Source organism: Lactiplantibacillus sp. 7.2.4, assembly GCF_018991185.1.
Classification (GTDB): Bacteria; Bacillota; Bacilli; order Lactobacillales; family Lactobacillaceae; genus Lactiplantibacillus; species Lactiplantibacillus pentosus.
Genome location: NZ_JAGYGS010000005.1, coordinates 70097 through 91214, shown reverse-complemented (window position 1 = coordinate 91214; position 21118 = coordinate 70097). Strand labels below are relative to the sequence as shown.

General features: G+C 48.1%; 16 protein-coding genes and 1 other annotated feature. Of the genes, 13 read left to right on the top strand and 3 right to left on the bottom strand.

Features of this window, described 5'->3' with window-relative positions; translation table 11 throughout:
- Positions 1-27: 27 nt before the first annotated feature.
- Genes KGF70_RS03020 through KGF70_RS03005 form a run of 4 tightly spaced genes read left to right on the top strand, consistent with a single transcriptional unit; the run spans position 28 to position 4961 of the window.
- Positions 28-1662: a glycosyl transferase family 1 gene (locus KGF70_RS03020; protein ID WP_216768449.1), complete on the top strand. Its 1635-nt coding sequence runs from the start codon at positions 28-30 to the stop codon at positions 1660-1662.
- Positions 1663-1688: 26 nt separating this feature from the next.
- Positions 1689-3197: an accessory Sec system glycosyltransferase Asp1 gene (asp1, locus tag KGF70_RS03015; protein WP_216768450.1), complete on the top strand. Its 1509-nt coding sequence runs from the start codon at positions 1689-1691 to the stop codon at positions 3195-3197.
- Positions 3198-3208: 11 nt separating this feature from the next.
- Positions 3209-4735 (top strand): glycosyltransferase, encoded by a 1527-nt coding sequence (locus tag KGF70_RS03010; protein ID WP_216768451.1) that lies wholly within the window; start codon positions 3209-3211, stop codon positions 4733-4735.
- Between the two features lie 28 nt (positions 4736-4763).
- Complete coding sequence (locus KGF70_RS03005) at positions 4764-4961, top strand: hypothetical protein (RefSeq protein ID WP_088769739.1); 198 nt, start codon at positions 4764-4766, stop codon at positions 4959-4961.
- Between the two features lie 256 nt (positions 4962-5217).
- Here KGF70_RS03005 and KGF70_RS03000 read toward each other — a convergent pair whose 3' ends face one another.
- A complete protein-coding gene (locus tag KGF70_RS03000) occupies positions 5218-5745 on the bottom strand; it encodes a class I SAM-dependent methyltransferase (protein WP_050340223.1) in 528 nt (175 codons plus the stop codon).
- Positions 5746-5814: 69 nt separating this feature from the next.
- The gene (locus KGF70_RS02995; protein WP_216768452.1) at positions 5815-6465 is read right to left on the bottom strand and encodes a phosphatase PAP2 family protein; all 651 of its coding nucleotides are present in this window, start codon (positions 6463-6465) and stop codon (positions 5815-5817) included.
- A 146-nt stretch (positions 6466-6611) separates the two neighbouring features.
- Positions 6612-6822: a binding site (T-box leader), on the top strand.
- A gap of 122 nt (positions 6823-6944) precedes the next feature.
- On the opposite strand from KGF70_RS02995, the gene leuS reads away from it, so the two are divergent.
- The 3 genes from leuS (at position 6945) to KGF70_RS02980 (ending at position 13196) form a co-directional block, all read left to right on the top strand.
- On the top strand, positions 6945-9371 hold the full coding sequence (leuS, locus tag KGF70_RS02990; RefSeq protein ID WP_216768453.1) for a leucine--tRNA ligase: 2427 nt from the start codon (positions 6945-6947) through the stop codon (positions 9369-9371).
- Between the two features lie 1406 nt (positions 9372-10777).
- Positions 10778-12448, top strand: coding sequence for a polysaccharide biosynthesis protein (locus KGF70_RS02985; protein WP_216768454.1), 1671 nt, complete (start codon positions 10778-10780; stop codon positions 12446-12448).
- Between the two features lie 7 nt (positions 12449-12455).
- Positions 12456-13196: a pseudouridine synthase gene (locus KGF70_RS02980; protein ID WP_216768455.1), complete on the top strand. Its 741-nt coding sequence runs from the start codon at positions 12456-12458 to the stop codon at positions 13194-13196.
- A 246-nt stretch (positions 13197-13442) separates the two neighbouring features.
- On the opposite strand, the gene KGF70_RS02975 is transcribed toward KGF70_RS02980, so the two are convergent.
- Complete coding sequence (locus KGF70_RS02975; RefSeq protein ID WP_216768456.1) at positions 13443-14285, bottom strand: NAD(P)H-hydrate dehydratase; 843 nt, start codon at positions 14283-14285, stop codon at positions 13443-13445.
- A 254-nt stretch (positions 14286-14539) separates the two neighbouring features.
- Here KGF70_RS02975 and pepV point away from each other — a divergent pair, with 254 nt between their 5' ends.
- The 6 genes from pepV to KGF70_RS02945 all read left to right on the top strand — a co-directional run bounded on the left by pepV (position 14540) and on the right by KGF70_RS02945 (position 21101).
- Positions 14540-15943, top strand: a complete 1404-nt coding sequence (pepV, locus tag KGF70_RS02970) for a dipeptidase PepV (RefSeq protein WP_021336284.1) — start codon at positions 14540-14542, stop codon at positions 15941-15943.
- Between the two features lie 120 nt (positions 15944-16063).
- A complete protein-coding gene (locus KGF70_RS02965) occupies positions 16064-16540 on the top strand; it encodes a universal stress protein (protein ID WP_253954807.1) in 477 nt (158 codons plus the stop codon).
- Between the two features lie 308 nt (positions 16541-16848).
- Positions 16849-17958 (top strand): ABC transporter ATP-binding protein, encoded by a 1110-nt coding sequence (locus KGF70_RS02960; protein WP_216768457.1) that lies wholly within the window; start codon positions 16849-16851, stop codon positions 17956-17958.
- A complete protein-coding gene (locus KGF70_RS02955) occupies positions 17933-18898 on the top strand; it encodes a carbohydrate ABC transporter permease (RefSeq protein ID WP_088769734.1) in 966 nt (321 codons plus the stop codon). The genes KGF70_RS02960 and KGF70_RS02955 overlap by 26 nt, the downstream gene beginning before the upstream one ends.
- The gene (locus KGF70_RS02950) at positions 18898-19740 is read left to right on the top strand and encodes a carbohydrate ABC transporter permease (RefSeq protein ID WP_216769622.1); all 843 of its coding nucleotides are present in this window, start codon (positions 18898-18900) and stop codon (positions 19738-19740) included. Before KGF70_RS02955 ends, KGF70_RS02950 begins: the two co-directional genes overlap by 1 nt.
- A complete protein-coding gene (locus KGF70_RS02945) occupies positions 19737-21101 on the top strand; it encodes an ABC transporter substrate-binding protein (RefSeq protein ID WP_050340233.1) in 1365 nt (454 codons plus the stop codon). Before KGF70_RS02950 ends, KGF70_RS02945 begins: the two co-directional genes overlap by 4 nt.
- Positions 21102-21118 lie beyond the last annotated feature (17 nt).

Genomic DNA, 21118 nt, shown 5'->3' with positions numbered 1-21118 from the left:
CATATAAAATATAAAAGAGGTCGTAACATGCAGAAATCAGTTGTGAAAAAGCTAAAACAGGCGCTTATTGATATTGGTAATCTACAGAATGATGCAAGTCAAAAAGTGACTTTGGCATTGTCAGTTTCAGACAAGCGACATCGTGCGAGTGTGAAATTTTATCGTGGTGATACATTTAACGATGTTTGGCAATCCATCGCAAAGGTACTGGGCGCAACGTCAAATAATAGTTGGGTGCGCTTGGATATCGTGCAAGGAACTCAAGTGCTAGCACGTAAACTTTTTGAAGAAAAGCTTTTCAAGATTACTAAAATGAACTTTTGGCGCTATGGCGTTAGTTTTGACGCTGATTTTAGGACGGCATTGCTTGAAACCGAAATTAACGGCCAAGCATTCTTCAAACCAAGCAAGGAGTCTCGCGTTGGTGACGGACATGCTAATTCATGGGCTGATTACGATCGCATTGCCGATTATCTGAAGACGCGTGAGCCGGATTTGGACGTCGATATTGCGCAGGCGTCACATGTGTGGAGTTTTACGACAAGTGGGGTGTTCTTTGACGGCCAGCAGATTCATACGCTAGAAACGGATGGCTATCTGGAAAAAGGCATCCGCAAGATCACCAATGAACGTGAGACAATTAACCAGGTCATTTCCGAGGGTGAATCTTATTTAATGCGTCAGCTTGATGATGCCGGAAAGTTTGTCTACGGATACTTTCCAGCATTACAACGTGTGTTGACCAGCTATAATTATTTGCGTCACTTTTCGACCGTCTATGCGCTACTGGAGGCCGCTGAACAGACAAAGCGTTCAGCAGATTTTCCACGAATTAAACGAGCGCTGCAGTGGGGCATCGATCATTCACTTCTTAAAGTGGATGACGCCGTGTATTTGAGCGATAAGGACGAATTGAAGCTGGGCAGTCAAGCGATGTTAATTCTGGCACTTTGCAAGTATCAGGAATTATCGCTGGATCGAACTTTTGCACCAGTTCTGCAGCAGGCGTTCAATGGCATTAAGAAATTCTGGAACTCCGAGACTGGCTTTATCCATGTGCTAAACGAGGACTTAACGCTCAAATCCGGATTCCGAATTATCTATTATGATGGTGAAGCCGTGTTTGCTTTATGTCGGTTGTATGAGTTACAACCCAATGATGAGACGAAGCAGTTGGTTCGTGAAATGTTAGATCGAATGGTCGCTAACGATTATGGTCAGTTCCACGATCACTGGATTGCTTATGCCATCAATGAAGCACTTTCGGTATTTCCAGACAACCAAGATTATATGAAGTTGGGCATCAAGAATGTGTTTACGCATTTTAACTATATTAAGAACCGGGTCCATGCTTCGCCAACCTTGCTAGAGTTATTGGATGCTTCCCAAAAAATGGTGGACCGCATTCAACGTTCTGGAAACGACGAATTGTTGGCTGATTATGAGGTTCCAGTTCTTCATCAATTGATGCATCGTCGGGCCCTTTATGAGATTCAAGCCGGTGCTTGGCTACCAGAAATTGCGATGTATTTGTATCGGCCGGAAAAATTCGTCGGTGGCTTTTATGCCCGTGATGATAATTTCCGTACCCGAATTGACGACTCTGAGCATTTTCTTTCAGGTCTGGTTAATTATTACAACTACACATATCGACAAGCATAATGTGAACGGAAGAAAGGGTGGACTGTATGTTTTACTTTATCAATGAATATATTTTGGGTAAGAACTCGAGCGTTGAACACGCGGCAATTAATCGGGTGAAACTCTTCAATCATCATAAGGCACCAGCGAAAATCGTGACGAAGATGTATGATCGGTTATTACATCAAACGATGGGTACTTTTGGATTAGCCAATGAGCAAGTACTCAATATGTTTGACTATTTTCAGGGAACGACGGATGTTCCGGTCAAAGTCTTACATACCGAAGATATGCGGCTACCTAAGGAATATGCCGTAGAAGTCGGCGCCAATTTTAGTAAAGTCTTCAACGGCGATGACTTGGTCAGTAACGTTGGCTTCATTCCAGGGACAATTGGACGTGTCTTCTATCAAGAATTTTTCGATAATCAAGGCAATTTGACGGCCACGGACCTTTGGGATTGGCGGGGCTTTAAGTCGAGCACACTGTATTTTGGCCAGAACGGCAAGTTGGTTTTGGAACGCTATTACAATCTACAGGGCCAGACCGTCATGGAACAATATTTCGTTCCAGATACGAACGGTAATCCGTTAGCGTCTCGTTTTATTCTGAAGAACTATCGCGGCCAAGTGGAGCGGTTCTTCCAGGATGCAAATCAGTTATTCCGGTTCTTCTTAGCTGAATTAAGTCATGAGGATCAGGACACGACGACGTTTATCAGTGACCGCCCTGGGACTAGTGTGGTGCCATTACTGGAACTTCAAGACGATTCGCACAAATACGTGACCGTGCCGATTTATCATGCCAAGGACATCAACGATCCGGTCCACGCACCACTGGACGGCTTCTTAACGCCAGCTTTTGATAACTTACAACACTTTGATGGCTTTATTACAAGTACGGAAAGTCAAGCGCAACACCTCAAAACGCGGTTTAGTAAGGCGAACGTGACCGTCTTACCGGCAGTGACGACTAGTCCGATGGCGCAAAGTAAGCTGCGGCCAATCTTAGAGCGGCCCAAAGAGTTGTTATACGTTGGCCGAATCGCACAAGACCGGCAGCTTGACCAGTTGATCAGAGTGATTGCACTCGTCAAGCAACAGCTACAAGACGTACAGTGTGATTTTTATGGTTATGGGGATCCTGAGTACATCAAGACGTTGACGAAATTAATTGAAGAATTGAAATTGACCAATAACGTTCATTTATTGGATTATCATCCCGACTTAGAAAAACGGTATGACGATTACCAAGTCCTATTGAATACCGACTTAGTGGATGGCGGCCCAATGAGTATGCCTGAAGCCATGAGCCACGGAATTCCAGTCGTTAGTTATCGCTTCAATTATGGCCCTAAGGACTTTATTAACGATGGACAAGATGGGTTCGTCGTGGATGCCGGAAATCAGTTGGCAATGCGCGACCGGGTCCTGGAGTTGATGACGGATATGAAGAAGTTGACGGCGTTTAGTGAAGCAGCCTTTAAGAAGATGCACACCTCCCAGACGGAATTGAAAGTTTGGCACCGTTGGCAACAATTATTAGGGCTTAAGTAGGAGGGACGCTTATGTATTATTTCTTAAACGACAACATGCAGTTTTCAAAATCAGGAATCGAACAAGCTGAGATCAATCGGCTGAATTTATTTAAAAAGAATCAGGTCGCGGCTAAAATCGTGACACGAATCTTTGCCATGAATCTGCACGACGTTCTCGATGGCGCGCAGATTGCGGATGACGATTTTGTCAATCTCTTTGACTTCTTCAATGGCAGTACCAGTGTCAAACGCCAGGCGTTCAACCTCGCTGACTTTGAAGTGCCCGCTGACGCCATTAAGACCCGCAAGGACAACCAAGTTCAAGTCGTTGAACATGGTAAGTTAATCATGATTATTTACCTACGGGCTGGGACTGAGGCCATCAGTAACGTTCAGTATTTTGATGTTAATGGTCGGACGCTCAAGATGAGCTGGTGGGATACGCGTGGCTTCAAATGTTTGGAACAGCTTTTTGATTGGGACGGTAAAATTGCCCAGGAAGCTTACTTTGGTCCCGATGGGTTGATTCATATCGAAAAGATTCACTTGCTCAACCATGCCGGCCAAGAACGGGTGACTTGGCGGGTACTGAACTATCACGGTCAAAGTCATACATTTAATGGAATGAACGAGTTGACCCGGTTCTTCTATGATGAGTTAAATCAATTAACGGATGAACAAAATGTCTTTATCTGTGACCGGACCGTGGAATGTGCTTGGGGACTCTTCAATATGAAGACGCCCGCCAAGAAAGTCTTGCACTTACATAACAATCATGTGAGTGATGCTAACGATATTCTACATTCAACGCTCAATAACAACTATGCGAATGCCTTAAATAACTGGCAAGAGTGGGACGCGGTCATCTCGGCAACGCCTGAACAGAGTAAGGACGTCGCTGCCCGGTTTGGGACCGCGATTCCAGCGTTTACCATTCCAGTCGGCTACGTGACCGATGCCACCTTGGCTGAACAACCAGTGGCCTTTGATCAGCGCCAAAAGCACCTAGTTGTGCATGTCGCACGGTTGGCACCCGAAAAGCAACAGAATCATTCAATTGAGGCCTTTATTGAAGTCCATAAGCAATTCCCAGATGCCAAGCTCGAGCTGTGGGGTTACGCTAACGGTGATATTGAAAAGCAATTGCACGCACAGGTTGCGGCGGCCCACCTAGAAGATGTCGTGCTGTTCAAGGGTTACACCACGGACGTCAATGCGGTCTACAATCGTGCCCAATTAGGATTGTTGCCAAGTCGCGCAGAAGGGTTCTCGTTAATGCTATTGGAAGCGCAAGCACACGGACTGCCAATGGTCGCGAATGACATCAAGTACGGCCCGAGTGACATTATCCAGAATCATCAATCCGGTGAATTAACGACTGACGGTGACGTTAAGCAGTTAACGGCCACGATTGTGGACTTATTGAAGGACCAAGATAAGTTGGCGAAGTACAGTGTTCAGGCTTATCAGAATGCCAAACGTTATTCGGAAGAAGCTGTGTTCAAGCAGTGGCAAGCGTTGTTGGATTATTTCGCACCTGCCAAAGTAACGGCTTAACTCGTTTTAGTGGCTAGGAGGACTAATAATGTTAATGATAATGACCATTTATGGGACTGTTAAAATGTTCACCCGGTTGATTGTCTATTGCGGCATTGGTGGCATTGTCCTGATCATTCGTCACCACAATCGTAAGAAGCGGCGCCAGGAGATGGAAGAAGGCACCAAAAAAATCATGCGTGAGACGCCTAAAGACGAGAACGGCAAGTATCCGTGGGAGAAGTGAAATCCAACTATGGATATGGCAAAAACCACTAAGTAAGAAATTAGCTTAGTGGTTTTTGACGTTAATATAATCGGAACGACCAATGACTTCACTGAAACGCGGATGGTAATCCATTAAGTGACTAGGCTAGCGAAGTAGCGTGACCAGATCGGACGTTCAGTGGCAATATGCCATGCAATTCATTTTACAAAATCAGCTCAATCAAAAATCAGGATTCACAACCAATTAAGAGTTGTGAATCCTGATTTTTTAGTTATTATCGTTTTTGAATCGCCAACAGATACGGTGGGACGTGGACCTGATTGACGAATTGGTACTGAAGGACTTGGAATTGATGCTGGTCCAGACTTGTGGCGTAATCTAAGACCGCCTTAGCTTCAGCGGCGCCACCGGGGTGACCAGCGTAGACCAACAGAATAATCAGGCCATTGGTCACGAGCCGTTCTTGAATCGCTTTGATGGCGGTTAACGTGGTCGTCGGTTTCGTAATAATCGATTTGTCGCCACCGGGTAGGTAACCGAGGTTGAACACGGCACATTTAATCGGTTCATCCGCGGCAATCTTATCCGCAATGTGTTCGTGGCCGGTCTGCCAGAGCGTGGCCTGATGATTAAAGCCAGCTGCGGTCAATGCTTTGGTTGTCGCAGCGATGGCAGCGGGCTGAATGTCGAAGCCATCCACGTGTCCCGTCGTGCCGACTAGCTTTGCGAGATAGACCGTATCATGGCCGTTACCGACCGTGGCGTCAATCACGTGATCACCAGGATTGACGACTTGATTCATTAGCGCGTGGCTGAAAGCTAATGCCGAACTGAGTTGAATGAGAGTGACCCCCTTGATTAATTCGTTTGCTTAAGATGGTTGCTTGAGTGGTCCGTGTCGATAGGGGCCGCTCAAACGCGTACTTATATATAGTAAAACACTTCCCAGTAAAAGACCACCAATTGTATCGCTCGGATAGTGAACGCCAACGACGACGCGGCTAATCATCATTAGCAGGATTGCCGCACAACCGAGCACTGCGAGCAGATTTGTCTTGGGCTGGCGATGCCAATAATCGAACGCGAGCACGAGCAGGCTACCGATTAAGACGGTCGTTGTCGTGGAGTGTCCGCTTGGGTAGCTGTAGCCGCCAATTTCTAGCAGGCGCCAGGCGGTTGGGCGTGGCCGCTGAATGACCTGTTTGACCAAGTAGTTGCCATAACCAGCCAAGATCCAGGTGTTTCCCCAGAAAAATAGGGTGGCGCGCTGGTCATGACGAAGCCAGATGGTCGCCCCAATCAGCAGTGTGATGAGCGTAATCGCGTGTGGATTGCCGAGTTGGGTGTAGCCGACCATTATTCGTTGAAACCACTGCGGACTCGCATGCCAGAAGTTGGCGACGTGGGTGTCGAATTGGACTAGCCAGGTGACCCGTTGCCAGACCGCGGCCGTCCAGCATAACCAGATGAGAAAAATCACGGCCATTGCCCAGTCGGAATGTCGCCAAGCGCGTTGTTTCAAAATGAATCCTCCAATGACTAATTTATTGAAATAATTATATCATTTTTGTGGCACACTTGATGATGAGTCGATGAGAATTTTTATGCCTGAGTCGGTCGCGACCCCTTGAAAAATGCGCGGTGGTTTGCTACTATGTAAACAATAACTTTACGACTCTGAGAAGGATTAGTAATCGGTGGTGTTTTACAGAAACTCCGTGGTGGTTGCAAACGGGGACTCACCAGCGACGAACTCACCTTTGAGTCATCCGGCTGAACGCACTTGTAGGCACGGACGTGGTTTCGCGTTAAGATTCCCAAGAAGCCACGGTAACGTGGAATCATAGGTGGTACCGCGGAACCCGTTTTCGTCCTATAAGCATAATTGGCTTATAGGATTTTTTTGTTTTTTAACGGGTATTCGCAGATACGCAACCGACAGCTCATCTCACCGTCGCAATGCTAGCTTTACATACAAGGCAGCAAGAAAGGGGCACCATTATGGCATACAACCATAAAGTCATTGAACGCAAATGGCAACATTATTGGAAGAAAAACAAAACCTTCAAAACACTCGACACAACGGATAAGAAGAAGTATTACGCCTTAGACATGTTCCCATACCCATCGGGCCAAGGGTTACACGTTGGACATCCAGAAGGCTATACCGCGACGGATATTATGTCACGGTTCAAGCGGATGCAGGGCTACAACGTCTTACATCCAATGGGGTGGGATGCATTCGGCCTTCCCGCAGAACAATATGCGCTCAAGACGGGCCACAACCCGAAGGACTTTACGGCCAAGAACATCAAAAACTTCAAACGCCAGATTCGCTCACTTGGTTTTTCATATGACTGGGACCGCGAAGTCAATACGACTGACCCTAGCTACTACAAGTGGACGCAGTGGATTTTTGAACAGCTCTACAAGAAGGGCTTAGCTTATGAATCTGAAACGTTAGTCAACTGGGCGCCTGATATGATGGGCGGGACCGTCGTTTCTAACGAAGAAGTTGTTGATGGCAAGACGGAACGTGGTGGTTATGACGTTTACCGGGTCCCAATGAAGCAATGGAGTCTCAAAATCACGGCTTACGCTGACCGGTTGATCGATGACTTGGATGACATCGACTGGCCAGAAAACATCAAGGAACAACAACGCAACTGGATTGGCCGTTCCGTTGGGGCTTCGATTCGTTTCAAAGTAGCCGACCAACCAGAAGACACGGAAATCGAAGTCTTCTCAACGCGCCCAGACACGTTATTTGGGGCCAGCTATATGGTCTTGGCACCGGAACACGACTTAGTTGAACAATTGACGACGCCCGAACAAGCGGATGCCATCGAAGCCTACAAGCAGAAGATCGCTAGCAAGTCTGACCTCGAACGGACTGACTTGAACAAGGACAAGACCGGGGTCTTCACTGGTAGTTACGGCATCAATCCAGTCAACGGTGAAAAATTACCAATCTGGATTGCTGATTACGTCCTGGCTTCATACGGGACGGGGGCGATCATGGCCGTGCCTGCTCACGATGATCGTGACTTTGAATTCGCCAAGAAGTTCGATTTGCCAATCAAACCGGTCATTGCGGGTGATAACGATTATGACCAACAAGCTTACACGGTTGATGGTGAACATATCAACTCTGGCTTTGTTGATGGCCTAGCTAAGCAACCTGCCATTGACAAGATGATCGACTGGTTAGGCGAACATCATGCCGGTGAAAAGAAGGTCAACTACCGCCTACGTGACTGGATCTTCTCACGGCAACGTTACTGGGGCGAACCAATTCCAGTTATTCACTGGGAAGACGGCGAGACGACCTTGGTACCTGAAGACGAATTACCATTACGTTTACCAGCAACGAAGAACCTGGAACCATCTGGGACGGGTGAAAGCCCACTCGCTAATATCGATGACTGGGTAAACGTGGTCGACGAAAATGGTCGGAAGGGTAAACGTGAAACTAACACGATGCCACAATGGGCGGGGAGCTCATGGTACTTCCTGCGCTACGTTGATCCACACAACCGCGAAGCTTTAGCTGATTATGACAAGCTGAAGTACTGGTCACCAGTTGACTTGTATGTCGGTGGCGCTGAACACGCCGTCTTGCATTTACTCTATGCCCGTTTCTGGCACAAGTTCTTGTATGACTTAGGCGTTGTCCCAACCAAGGAACCATTCCAGAAGTTAGTCAACCAAGGGATGATTCTTGGGGACAACCACGAAAAGATGTCCAAGTCACGTGGTAACGTGGTCAATCCAGATGACATCGTTGACCAATATGGTGCCGATACGCTGCGGTTATACGAAATGTTCATGGGACCGTTGGAAGCTTCAATTCCATGGAGTACCGATGGGTTACACGGTGCCAATAAGTGGATCGAACGGGTTTGGCGGTTAATGATTGACGAAAACAACCGCGTCCGCGACCGGGTCACGACCATCAATGACGGTAAACTCACTAAGGTTTACAATGAAACGGTCAAGAAGGTCACCGAAGACTACGAGGCAATGCGGTTTAACGTCGCCATCTCACAGATGATGGTCTTCGTGAACGAAGCCTACAAGGTAGACGATTTGCCAATCATTTATATTGAAGGATTCGTCAAACTCCTGTCACCAATCGCGCCACACTTGTGTGAAGAATTATGGTCACTATTAGGCCATGACGATACCATCACGTACGCGGCTTGGCCAACTTATGATGAATCTAAGTTGGTTGAAGACACGGTCGAAGTGGTCCTCCAAGTTAATGGTAAAGTCCGTTCCCACGCAAAGGTTGCGAAGGATATGGGCAAAGACGAGCTTGAAAAATTAGCGCTCGCCGACGACAAGATTCAGGAATTCACTGCCGGCAAGACTGTCCGGAAAGTCATCGCTATTCCTGGCAAGTTAGTCAATGTGGTTGCTAACTAGTTCGACTGAATGACGCTACAAGTAGATTGAATGAATCGTGGTACTGACCCGTTGGGGTTGGAACCACGATTTTTTGGATTGAATCGGGTGCCATTAGTCGGTATTCGCTACGCCTTTGTTCGGTGAACAATGGTTCGTTGGCTGGAATACGCCGGCTTTTACATGTGCCAGAGGTGCATTCGTTGGTCAATAGGTATCGACGCTACTATGCTGGATGTGGTGGTGTTGGGAGAAAAATGTGTTTGTTTTTAAGTATTGATGATGATTGAGAGCTGTCGATTACTAAGGTCAAGAACCGCCAGCTGAGAAAGACTGGAAACAGTGTGAGTTATTGTAAACCTACCGTGATAAGTTCGTCCTAGACTGGTTTTCAGGTATTCTGGTCAATGGACAAAACGTGGTGGGCACAGATTTAAGCCGACAACCCACGTCTTAAATACTGGTCTTTCACGTTAGCTGCAATATTGCCGAAACGTGTTCAGGTCAGACTGGGACTTCCGGTTAGCTATGCCAGAACGCCAATCGGAAGTTCGCCGCTAATCCTCAGTCCCAACCCGTCTGAACCTCACCGGCTGAAATTACTTGGCCTTGCCCAGAATACCTTCCAGCCGGGATGGTATTCGAAAGGCAGACGTGTGCGAACTCAACTTTTTGTTGGATTAGTCGTTGGTCCTTAGATACAGAGTCATTTTGATAGTCAACTGTCAGACTGGTTCTAACAAGTGCTAAATTTATATCCATGTTTTAAGGCTTCTAACAAGCAGTTTCACTGAACTCGTCAGAATTTTCTCTAGTCGTCTGAGATAACAAAGTTTTGAACTGTAAGCGAAGGCATTTTATCGACTAATTTCAACACTCGGTACCATTTAAATTAGTGAATAACGTTCAGGAAATCTTTTTAGTATACAAATGACACAAAGCATCATCAATACCAATTGAAAGTTTTCCTGAAGGGCCGGTCTCCTAATATTCAGTGGTAAATTGTACCCAGATAGGTAGTCGTTCATCCGCCATTCGAGCGGGTTCCCGACCGGAGGGGCTGGCTGACAATGCTCAAGGGCGAAATTCTTCTTGTCCGGGTGGGGTTCCCGGGCTAGAAGAAGACTCGTATTTGAAATTGCGCAGTGGGTTTCTGCGTGAGTTCAAATCGATGTCCGCCCTGTTCCAGCGTTGTCAGCCAGCCCCGGAGGTCGGAATATGGCGCGCCTCGGCTGACGAGCAGGAATCTAAACTGGCACATTTGAATCATGATTCAAGGGACACCAGTTTTCAATCGTAAGTGGTAACAAGTTATTCGGTATCATTAAAGTTCAGTTAAACTCTGGAATAAGGCTGGAATTGAATTGCAACTTGCTTGTTTTTCATCTAAAATGATTAGGATTGAATTAAGAAAGTGGGTTACGAACATGTCTGAGGAATCAAAAGCTAATCAGCCCAAGACAACACACGTGAACTCCGAAGCTGAAGCGCACCAAAAGATGGTCCGGGGCTCAGCTTGGATGACGGCTGGGAGCCTCTTTTCACGGGTTCTGGGAGCCATTTACATTATCCCGTGGGTGATTTGGATGGGCGCGGATTATACGCAAGGAAACGCCCTCTATGCCAAAGGGTATAATATTTATAGTTTTTTCTTACTGATTGCTATCGGGGGGATTCCGTCCGCGATTTCCAAGCAGCTTTCCGAATATAATGCGATGAACGAGTATGCGGTTGGTCAGCGGTTGTTCAAACGCGGTTTGTTATTGACGTCCGCGTTTGGGATCGTTGGCGCGATTATTTTGTGGTTCGGGGCCGGCGCGATTTCGACGGCGTTCGGGGGCTACGATGCCAACTTGATTCCAGTTCTACATGCACTGGCCATCGCCTTGGTCATCTTGCCATCGATGTCGTTGACGCGCGGTTTTTTCCAGGGGTACCAACAGATGGCGCCGTCTGCAATTTCACAATTTGTGGAGCAAGTGTTCCGCGTCATTTACATGTTGGGTGCCACTTACTTTATCATGCGCGTGGCTCACGGTGACTGGGTCGATGCGGTCACACAGTCCACGTTTGCGGCCTTTGTCGGTGCGGCAGCGAGTTTCTTACTGTTAGGCTGGTACTATTTCCGCAAACTGCCGGAACTGAACGCACTGGCCGCCCAGAGTGAGAACCAACTGGTGATTCCTGTCTGGCAGTTGTTCCGCGACATCATTATCCAAGCGATTCCGTTCATCGTCATTGATACGGCGACGACGGTCTTCAACTTGTTGGACCAAGCGACGTTCCAGCCAATGATGCGGCTCATTTTCCATTTGGGCAGCAAACAAATCGATACCTTGTACGCTTACTTTGCGTTTAACGCCAATAAACTGGTTATGATTATTGTGTCGTTGGCCTCCGCGATTGCGGTCACGGTCGTTCCGATTTTATCTGAATCGTTAGCCAGTCATAATATGCGTAATATTCGCAAACAATTGGAAGATTCCATTATCCTGTTCCTATTTATCATGATTCCAGGGGCGTTAGGGATGGCTGCAGTGGCGCAACCACTGAACACGTTGTTCTATAGTTACGACCAGATTGGCACGTTGATTTTACAGATTTCGGCGTTTACGGCGATTGCCCTCGGGTTCTTCACGGTGATTTCAGCGCTGATGCAAGGCTTGTCACGGAATCGGGACATTATCCGATACTATCTGATTGGCTTATTGGTCAAGATCATTATTCAGTTCCCATGTATTTACTTCCTGTCGACGGCTGGTCCATTAGTGGCGACTGCAATCGGAATGATGGTCGCAAGTCTGATGGCAATGTACGATTTGGAAGTCAACTTTGGGATTCGGTACGTCAAGTTATTGCCAAAAATCAACCGAATTTTGGTCTATTCAATTTTGACATACGCCACTGCACGGCTGGTCGTTTACGGTCTAAACTTCATTTTGAATGAACATAGTAAGACCCAGTCGTTCTTGATCGTTGCACTGGCGGTTATCGCCGGTGGGGCAGTCTACGTTTATTTGGCGTTGCGCTCACGGATGGCAGACTTGATGATTGGGACCAAGGCAGCCGGTTTACGACGGAAACTAAGAATTAAATAGGTGAATTATGCGAGTAGATAAATTTTTACATGCAATGCGAATTGGAACACGGACTCAGGTGCGGCGCTTGATCAAGGATGGTCATATCACCGCGAATGGCGAACCTGTGATTTCGGGCAAACAACAGATTGATCCCGGCAACGATGCGGTCTTTTTAGACGACGCGCCGGTCCGGTATCAACAATATTTTTATTATGTGATGAACAAGCCGATCGGGGTGATTACGGCGACGACAGATGCCTCGGCCAAAACGGTCATGGATCTCTTCAATACGACCGATTTCCGCGATGACTTATTTCCAGTCGGACGCTTGGACAAGGATACGGAGGGCATCTTGGTGATTACCAATGATGGCGCTTTGTCCCACGATCTCTTATCGCCCAATCACCACGTCACGAAAGTTTATCAGGCTGAAGTAACTGGTGAGATTACAGCGGCCCAACTGGCTGCATTTAATGACGGTATCACGTTAAAGGATGGCACTGAATTGCAGCCAGCTCAAGCAGAAATCATTCAGTTCCACGAGATTGAGAATTTTACCATGATTGAAATCAAGATTCATGAAGGTAAGTATCATCAAGTCAAACGCATGGTCGGGACCCTTGGTGAACGGGTCGTCGGTTTACGCCGCATCAAATTCGGGTCACTGACGTTGCCAGTTGGCTTGTTGGCGGGGAACTATCGCGCTTTGACGGACGATGAAGTCGCTGCTTTGAAGGCGGACGCGCATCAACCAGTCGGCGAATAAGTCGGGTACAGAGACCTATACGACACTGCGGGCTGTCCGTCAGATATTTTAATGAGAGACAAAAGGCCGTTTCAAGTGGGTATTCTTGAAACGGCCTTTTAGTCTGTCAGCGATAAAACTGTGTGTCAACATGCGAGCCCAAATGGCGCCCAGTACGCGACCGGTTCAGGTGATTAGTAGGCTGCGAGTGACTCGTTGTAGTCAGTGAACCCATTTGTAAAAAATGCAACCGGTTGCCCATTGGCACTAGGATTCGGCGGGGGTCTCCTGACTGAAACGGTGCATATAGCGCGGAATCTGGGCGCTGATTTGGTGCGGTAAGACGACGTAGCGGGTCGCAGCGAGGTCGTCGGCGATCGCACTGTGTAAGTAGACGGCGCTCAAAATAGCATTGGTGAAGTTGTCGAACTGGCCGACGAAGCCACCAATCATACCGGCGAGGGTGTCGCCCATCCCTCCCGTTGCCATGGCGGGCGTGCCACCCGGATTGAACCAGACGCGTTCGTTGGTGTAGACCGTTGTGCGGTGGGCTTTAACGACCGCGGTCACGCCGAGTCGTTGTTGGGCGTCATGGTTGGCGGTCGGGGTCTGATCCTTGATGGCAATGCCACTCAACCGTTGCCATTCCATCTGATGAGGCGTCACCACGATGTCAGTCGCTGGTAGCGCCCGCGAATGTTGGGCCAGTAAAGTGAGCGCTGAGCCGTCGAGCACGAGTCGCTGGGGGGCGTGTGTTGCCGTCAGCACCGTGCTGAGTAATTGATCGGCGACCGTATCCGTTCCTAGTCCTGGTCCAATCACGATTACGTCCATTCCAGCTAATAGTTGGAGCAGGGCATCCGTTTGGTGATAGTCCATGACCATTGCTTCGGGGAGTTGGGCGTGCAGACTCGTAAAGTTAGTTGGGTCGGTGGCGACGGTTACGAGTCCCGCGCCACTGTAAGTTGCGGCCGTCGCTGCCATGATGATGGCGCCACCAAAATTCTGGTTGCCACCAATCAGCATGACGCGGCCATAAGTGCCTTTATAAGAATCAGCCGGCCGTTTAATCATCGTCCGACTGACAATTTCAGTTGTAATGGGTTGCATCAGGTTGCCAGCTTTCTAAATTTGATTGAGATACGGGCCACGTTTGCCGATGATATTGCGACGTCAAAATGCAGTTGCGATGGCATTTAGTCGCATTGGTGGCCGCACCTGCGTATACTTTGAGTATACCATTTTCCAAAAGCCGTTACTTACGATTATTAAGTTACCGCGAGCTATGATAAAATTAAGATAACAACAGTGGTTGTGTTTTAATATGCTGAAGTGCGCGACCGAATATCTGGGAGGATTTTGACATGTCAGTTGATTGGAAAAATGAAGCGACAAAGCACCAAGAAGATTATTTAGCAGATTTGACCACGATGCTCCGGGTACCAAGTTTTAGAGATGATAGTCAGGCGACCGATGACGCCCCACTTGGACCAGGCCCTAAACAAGCGTTAACGACGTTTTTGGCGATTGCCGAACGGGATGGCTTCAAGACGAAGAACATCGATAACCTCGTTGGCTATGCTGAAATCGGTGAAGGTGATGAAACCTTAGCAATTTTAGCCCACGTCGATGAAATGCCTGCCGGAAATGGTTGGGATACTGATCCATTCGAACCAACCATCAAGGACGGCAAAATGTATGCCCGCGGTGTTTCTGATGATAAGGGTCCCGGAATGGCCGCCTATTACGGCTTGAAAATCGTCAAGGAACTCGGTTTGAAGCTCAACAAGAAGATTCGGTTCATTGTTGGGACGGACGAAGAAAGTAATTGGACTGGGATGAAACGGTACTTTGAAGTTGAACCTGCGCCAACCTTGGGCTTTTCACCTGACGCGATGTTCCCATTGATCAATGGTGAAAAAGGGAATGTGAGTCTGCAACTGCAATTCGGCCATGAAGATGGCGGCGACTTCAACCTCGTTTCCTTCGATGCTGGCTTGCGGGAAAACATGGTACCACGTGACGCCGAAGCTATCGTGTCAACGAGTGACAACGAACAATTTGCGGCTGATTTTACCGCGTTCTTGGACCAACAACCAGTCACTGGTGAATTGACTGTCGTTCCAGAAGGTGTCAAGTTGGAAGTGGTCGGCAAGGCTGCGCATGGGATGGAACCACGTAACGGCATCAACGCCGGCACTTATCTCGCAACTTTCTTAACCAACTATGCGTTTGGTGACGATGCGGCTGCCTTCCTCGACTTCATCGCGCACAAATTACACGATGATTCACGGGCTAAAGAGCTTGGATTAGCGTTTACGGATGACGTGATGGGTGACTTAACGATGAACGTAGGGTTACTCAGCTTCGACCATCAAAAGGGTGGCCAAGTAACCTTGAACTTCCGTTATCCTAAGGGCATCGAACCAGCTGACTTGACGGCTAAAGTGCAAGCCCAATTACCAGCTGGTGCGACGGTCAGCCAAGGCGATTTCATGGTACCACACTATGTTGATCCTGAAGACCCAATCGTTAAGGATTTAATGGACGTTTATCGCCGTCAGACCGGTGATACGGCTTCACAACCGCAAATCGTCGGTGGTGGGACTTACGGCCGGATGATGGCACGTGGGGTCGCTTTTGGTGCCTTGTTCCCTGATACCGAAGACACGATGCACCAAGCCAACGAGTTCCAGCCAATCGATGAATTAATGGCAGCGATGGCCATTTATGCGGAATCAATCGCCGTTTTAGCGACGGATAAATAAGCGCCGTTATTGATGCTCGGCTACCAAGTGGTTGCGGCAGATGCGTGTCGTTCACGGATAAATGATGAATTTGAAAGGAGTGTCGACGAATGAGTCTCGTACAGCGGATTTTAGTGGGCATTGATACCAGTCACCAATCTCAGTTGGCCTTGCAAAAAAGCAATTACGATTGCTCTTGAGCAACAGGCCGCGCTGGATATTGTGACGGTGATCAATACTGAAAAGTTTATCGGGCTGACTCAGGGGCCGATGGGTTTTGGCGCGACCACGCCGCAGTCATTGAATGAACTGACGACGATGTTGAAAGCCAACCTCGCAAAGGCCCGTCAGCAGGCAGTGGATGCGGGTGTCACGGATGTCCAGGTTCATTTGCATTCGGGTAATTCCAAGCTGTTACTGGCGACGACGCTCCCTGAACGCTATGGCACTGATTTAATCGTCATTGGCGCGACCGGTTTGAATAATGTGGCCCGGGTACTGATTGGCTCCAATGCGGCCTACGTGATTCGCAACGCCGCGTGTGATACGTTGGTCGTTCGAACCGACGAAGACCAGCAACCGGTCAAATTCACCAAGCGTTCGACGCGCCGACTTTAATTTAAATTAGCTTTACTGTTCACTCAAGAGTGGCAATCATTTCAATTTGAGATGGTTGCCACTCTTTTTTTGTTGAAACGCTGCGTGTCTACGACTGGTGACAAGTGTCGGCGACGCTTTGAAACGAGCGACTATCCAGAATTTGATTTGGGAGTGGGCACCTGAACTTTAATGATGTTTATGAAAAAAATACATAACCCATACGTTATTTTTACATTATGCTAACAGTTCTGATACGTTGGTCTGTCATGATTTAAGAGTAAGTTAAATTAATGACAAATCAAAGGGTAATGCGAGGGGATAACACTATGGGAATTGAGTTACAAAGTGTCACGAAAGCCTATGACAAGAATGAACAACCAGTCTTGCACGATGTTAATGCTGAGATTCAAGATGGCGAATTGTTCGTCATTGTCGGGCCATCCGGTTGTGGTAAGAGCACGCTGTTACGTATGATTGCGGGGATTATTCCAATCACAAGTGGGCGACTCCTGATCAACAACCAAGTGATGAATGCCGTACCACCAAAGGACCGCCAGTTATCGATGGTCTTTCAAAGTTATGCGCTGTATCCATTTCTAACCGTTGCCGACAACGTGGCATTCGGATTGCGCGCACGTAAAATGCCCGTTGAAGAAATCGAGCAACGGGTCAATGATGCCTTGAACATGGTCAACTTAACCGCCTTTCGTGACCGCAAGCCACGTGAATTGTCTGGTGGACAACGACAACGGGTGGCCCTGGCGCGTGCAATTGCCAGTGATTCTAAGATTTGTTTGATGGACGAGCCGCTCTCCAATTTGGATGCCCAACTGCGCGTTCGGATGCGCGCTGAGATTCGTGAATTACAGCGAAAGCTAGGCCTGACCTTGATTTATGTGACGCATGACCAGACCGAAGCGATGACGATGGCTGACCATGTGATGGTCTTGAATGACCACCATGTCCAACAAATCGATACGCCGTTAGATATCTACAATCATCCGGCCAACCATTTTGTGGCGCAATTCTTTGGGACGCCCCAAATCAATTTGTTAACCGCAACCACGATGTCGAGCAAAGCGACCCGTGAATTACAAGTGGCGGAAGGGTTCCAAGTGACCTTAGAACGGCCAATCACCGTCGGCACGTACACGGTCGGGATTCGGCCTAATCAATTGATTGCGACCCCAGTTGACGCAAATGAAGGTAATGCGACCGTCGTGAACGTGGAAGCTTTAGGCGAGACGACGATCATTGAAGCGATGGCTGACAATGGAAAAGCCCTGCGAATCGTCCAAGCTGGACAAGTTCAACTACCACTAGATCAGCGCATTGCGGTCACAGTCAGTGGTAAAGTCTTTATCTTTGATGAACACGAACAATTAATTGCAGAAGAAGGGGGTGCCACCAGTGATCAATTCGTTTCCGTCCATTAAGCGGCGTCCTAAACCGGGACTGTCACCAGAATCCAACGACCAGGCACAGGCCCAACCGGTCAGCTTTGAGCTCAAGCGCAACGATAAGTATTATGCATGGCTGTTTTTAGGCCCATCACTGTTGTTACTCAGCATCTTCGTCTTTTATCCGATGTTACGGACCTTTTATCTCAGCCTCTTTTTGACCAATTCATTTGGGGAACCGACCGTGTTCGTCGGGCTCCAAAATTACATTCATTTGTTGCGTACGAAGAGTTACTTGGCCAGTTTGCAGGCCACCGGACTCTACGTCGTTGGTGTGACGGTCTTTACCTTGATTGGTGGCTTATTGTTAGCGGCCGTCGCCAACCAAAAAGTGCGGGGTATCGAGTTCTTTCGGACGATTTTTACATCGACAATGGGGGTCTCGGTCTCGGTCTCAGCCATTTTCTGGTTATTCATGTTTAATCCGTCAATTGGGGTTCTCAACAAAGTGGCACTTTGGCTGCATTTACCGGCCGTTAATTGGCTGACGGAGCCACATTGGGCGATGGTCGCTGTCATCATGACCAGCGTCTGGATGCACCTGGGCTTTACTTTTTTGATTTTCTTTGGTGCGCTTCAATCAGTGCCCAAGACGTTATATGATGCTGCAGATGTGGCTGGTACGAATCGACGTTACCAGTTCCTGCACATTACGCTACCAATGATTTCGCCAACACTGTTCTTCGTCGCTGTGATCACCCTGATTTCAGCTTTCAAGAGCTTTGGCTTGATCGATTTGATGACTGCTGGTGGCCCAACCAACGCGACGAATTTACTCGTGTATCGTATTTATCAAGATGCCTTCGTGGACGGTAATTACGCCTTAGCAAGTACCGAGTCGATCGTCTTAGCGGTCATCATTGCCGCTATTACGGTAGTTCAATTCAAACTTTTAGCAAAGCGGGTGAACTATTAATGGAAAATACATTAGGCCATCAAGCCATCATTCGGCGGCGGGTGGCGTTAGTCTTAAAGTATCTCGTGCTCAGCGTGTTAGCCCTGATCATTATCTTGCCCTTTATCTTAGGACTTTGGACGAGTTTCCTACCAACGACCGCTATCGCCAAGGGCTCGTTGAGCGGGGTGATGTCTTGGCAGAATTACCAGGAAGCTTTTACTAAAACGCCGATTTTACGCTATTTGTTCAATAGTTTGGTAATTTCATTAATTCAGATGTTTGCACACTTGTTCTTCGCATCCATCGCGGCCTACGCTTTTGTGTTCTTAGAATTTAAGTATCGGGAGCAGCTCTTCTACGTGGTCCTGGCGACGATGATGCTGCCATTTGAAGCCGAAGTCATTCCTAATTTCCACACCGTCCGCGCCATGCACTTGTTGGACCACTATGCGGTGATGGTAATTCCATTTTTGACCTCCGCATTTGGGATTTTTATGTTGCGGCAAGCGTTCAAACAGATTCCATGGGACTTAAAAGAGGCCGCGGATGTCGATGGTTTATCCCACTGGCAATTTTATCGTAAGGTGGCGCTACCATATTCGCGAATCAGTCTATTGACGTTGGCCGCCTACAGTTTCTTAGGAAGTTGGAACCAATACTTGTGGCCAATGTTGACGACGTTCTCGAATCGTTTACGGCCGGTGCAAGATGGCCTGCGTCAATTGCATTCTGAAGAAACGGCGACTAATTGGGGCCTGGTCCAAGCCAGTGCTGCCATCGTCGTCATTCCAACATTAATCGTCCTATTCTGGGGGCAACATTACTTTAAATCTGGATTGAACGAGGGCTCAGTGAAATGATGAAAATGATGCACAAATGGCGGTGGTCCTGGCAATGGGGACTCGGATTAGTTGTTCTGGTACTCGCGCTGGGGGCCTTCGCCTATAATCGCAGTCAGGTGCAAGCCAATACTGGCCGCATCAAAGTCGTCTTTTGGCATGAAATGAAGGGACCCGGCCAAAAGGCAATCGACGCCTATGTCAAAGCCTTTAATCAGCAGCAGTCTAAATATGAAGTGGTCGCTGAATTCGAAGGCGGCTACAACGGCGTCATTCAAAAGATTCTCAATACGCACGGGACCGCGGCATCACCGGCGTTGTTCCAATCGATGGACATCTCAACGAGTCAGATGTATCATAGTGGTTTTACCACACCGATGCAAAAGTTCATCGACCGTGATGGCTATGATGCCAGTCAGATTATTCCAGGGGCCAAGGCCATCGTGATGCGTAAGGACCAATTATTAGCGATGCCGTTCAACGCCTCTCAGACTGCCCTCTATTACAATAAGGCGGTGTTGCGGAAGTACGGCATTACGCCACCGCCTGTCGACCCAACCTACGATGACATCACGCGGGTTGCCAAAGCGATTCATGATAAATCGCATGGTGAAGTGAAGGGGATGACCATGGAGGCCTACTCATGGCTCTTCGAACAACTCGTGGCCAATGCGGGCGTTCCAGTTGCTAATCATGATAACGGCCACACCGGTAATGCGACGAAGGTCGACTTTACGAGTCCCGCCGCCATCAATGCCATGAAGTGGGTCAAAGAAAATATTGATTACGGTGACTTCATGAACTTTGGTTCTGGTGGTAACGCGGCCGCCAATGAAGCAGCTTCTTTCTTGTCAGGCCACCTCGGGATCTTTATGCAGTCATCAGCGAAGACCGGCCAACTCTATCAAGTCTTGAAGAACGACCTCGGCGTCACGTATTTCCCACGGCCGAATGGTCAAAAGGCCAATGGAATCGCTGTTGGGGGTGCAGCACTGTGGATCGCGAATGACAAGCCTAGTGCCGTTCAAGACGGGGCTTGGGAATTCACCAAGTATTTGACTAGTCCGAAAGTCCAAGCGGATTGGCAGGCCAAGACCGGCTACTTAGCTGTTAATAAGGATGCCAAGGATGAACCAACACTGAAGAAGCTCTTCAAGAAGTCACCAGTGCTGGAAGTCTCTGGGAATCAAATGGCTCGCACCAAGCCTAATAATACCAACTCGGGTGTCTTCGTGGACGGATGGGTGCCTGCTCGGACCGCCATTCAAAATGCGATGCAACAAATTTTTGCGGGTCAAGATATTCGTAAATCTTTGCAAACAGCTGAAAATACCTACAATCAAGTGTTAGAATCAAATAACCGTGCAAACGGTCGTCATTAATCGAAAAGAGTTGAAAC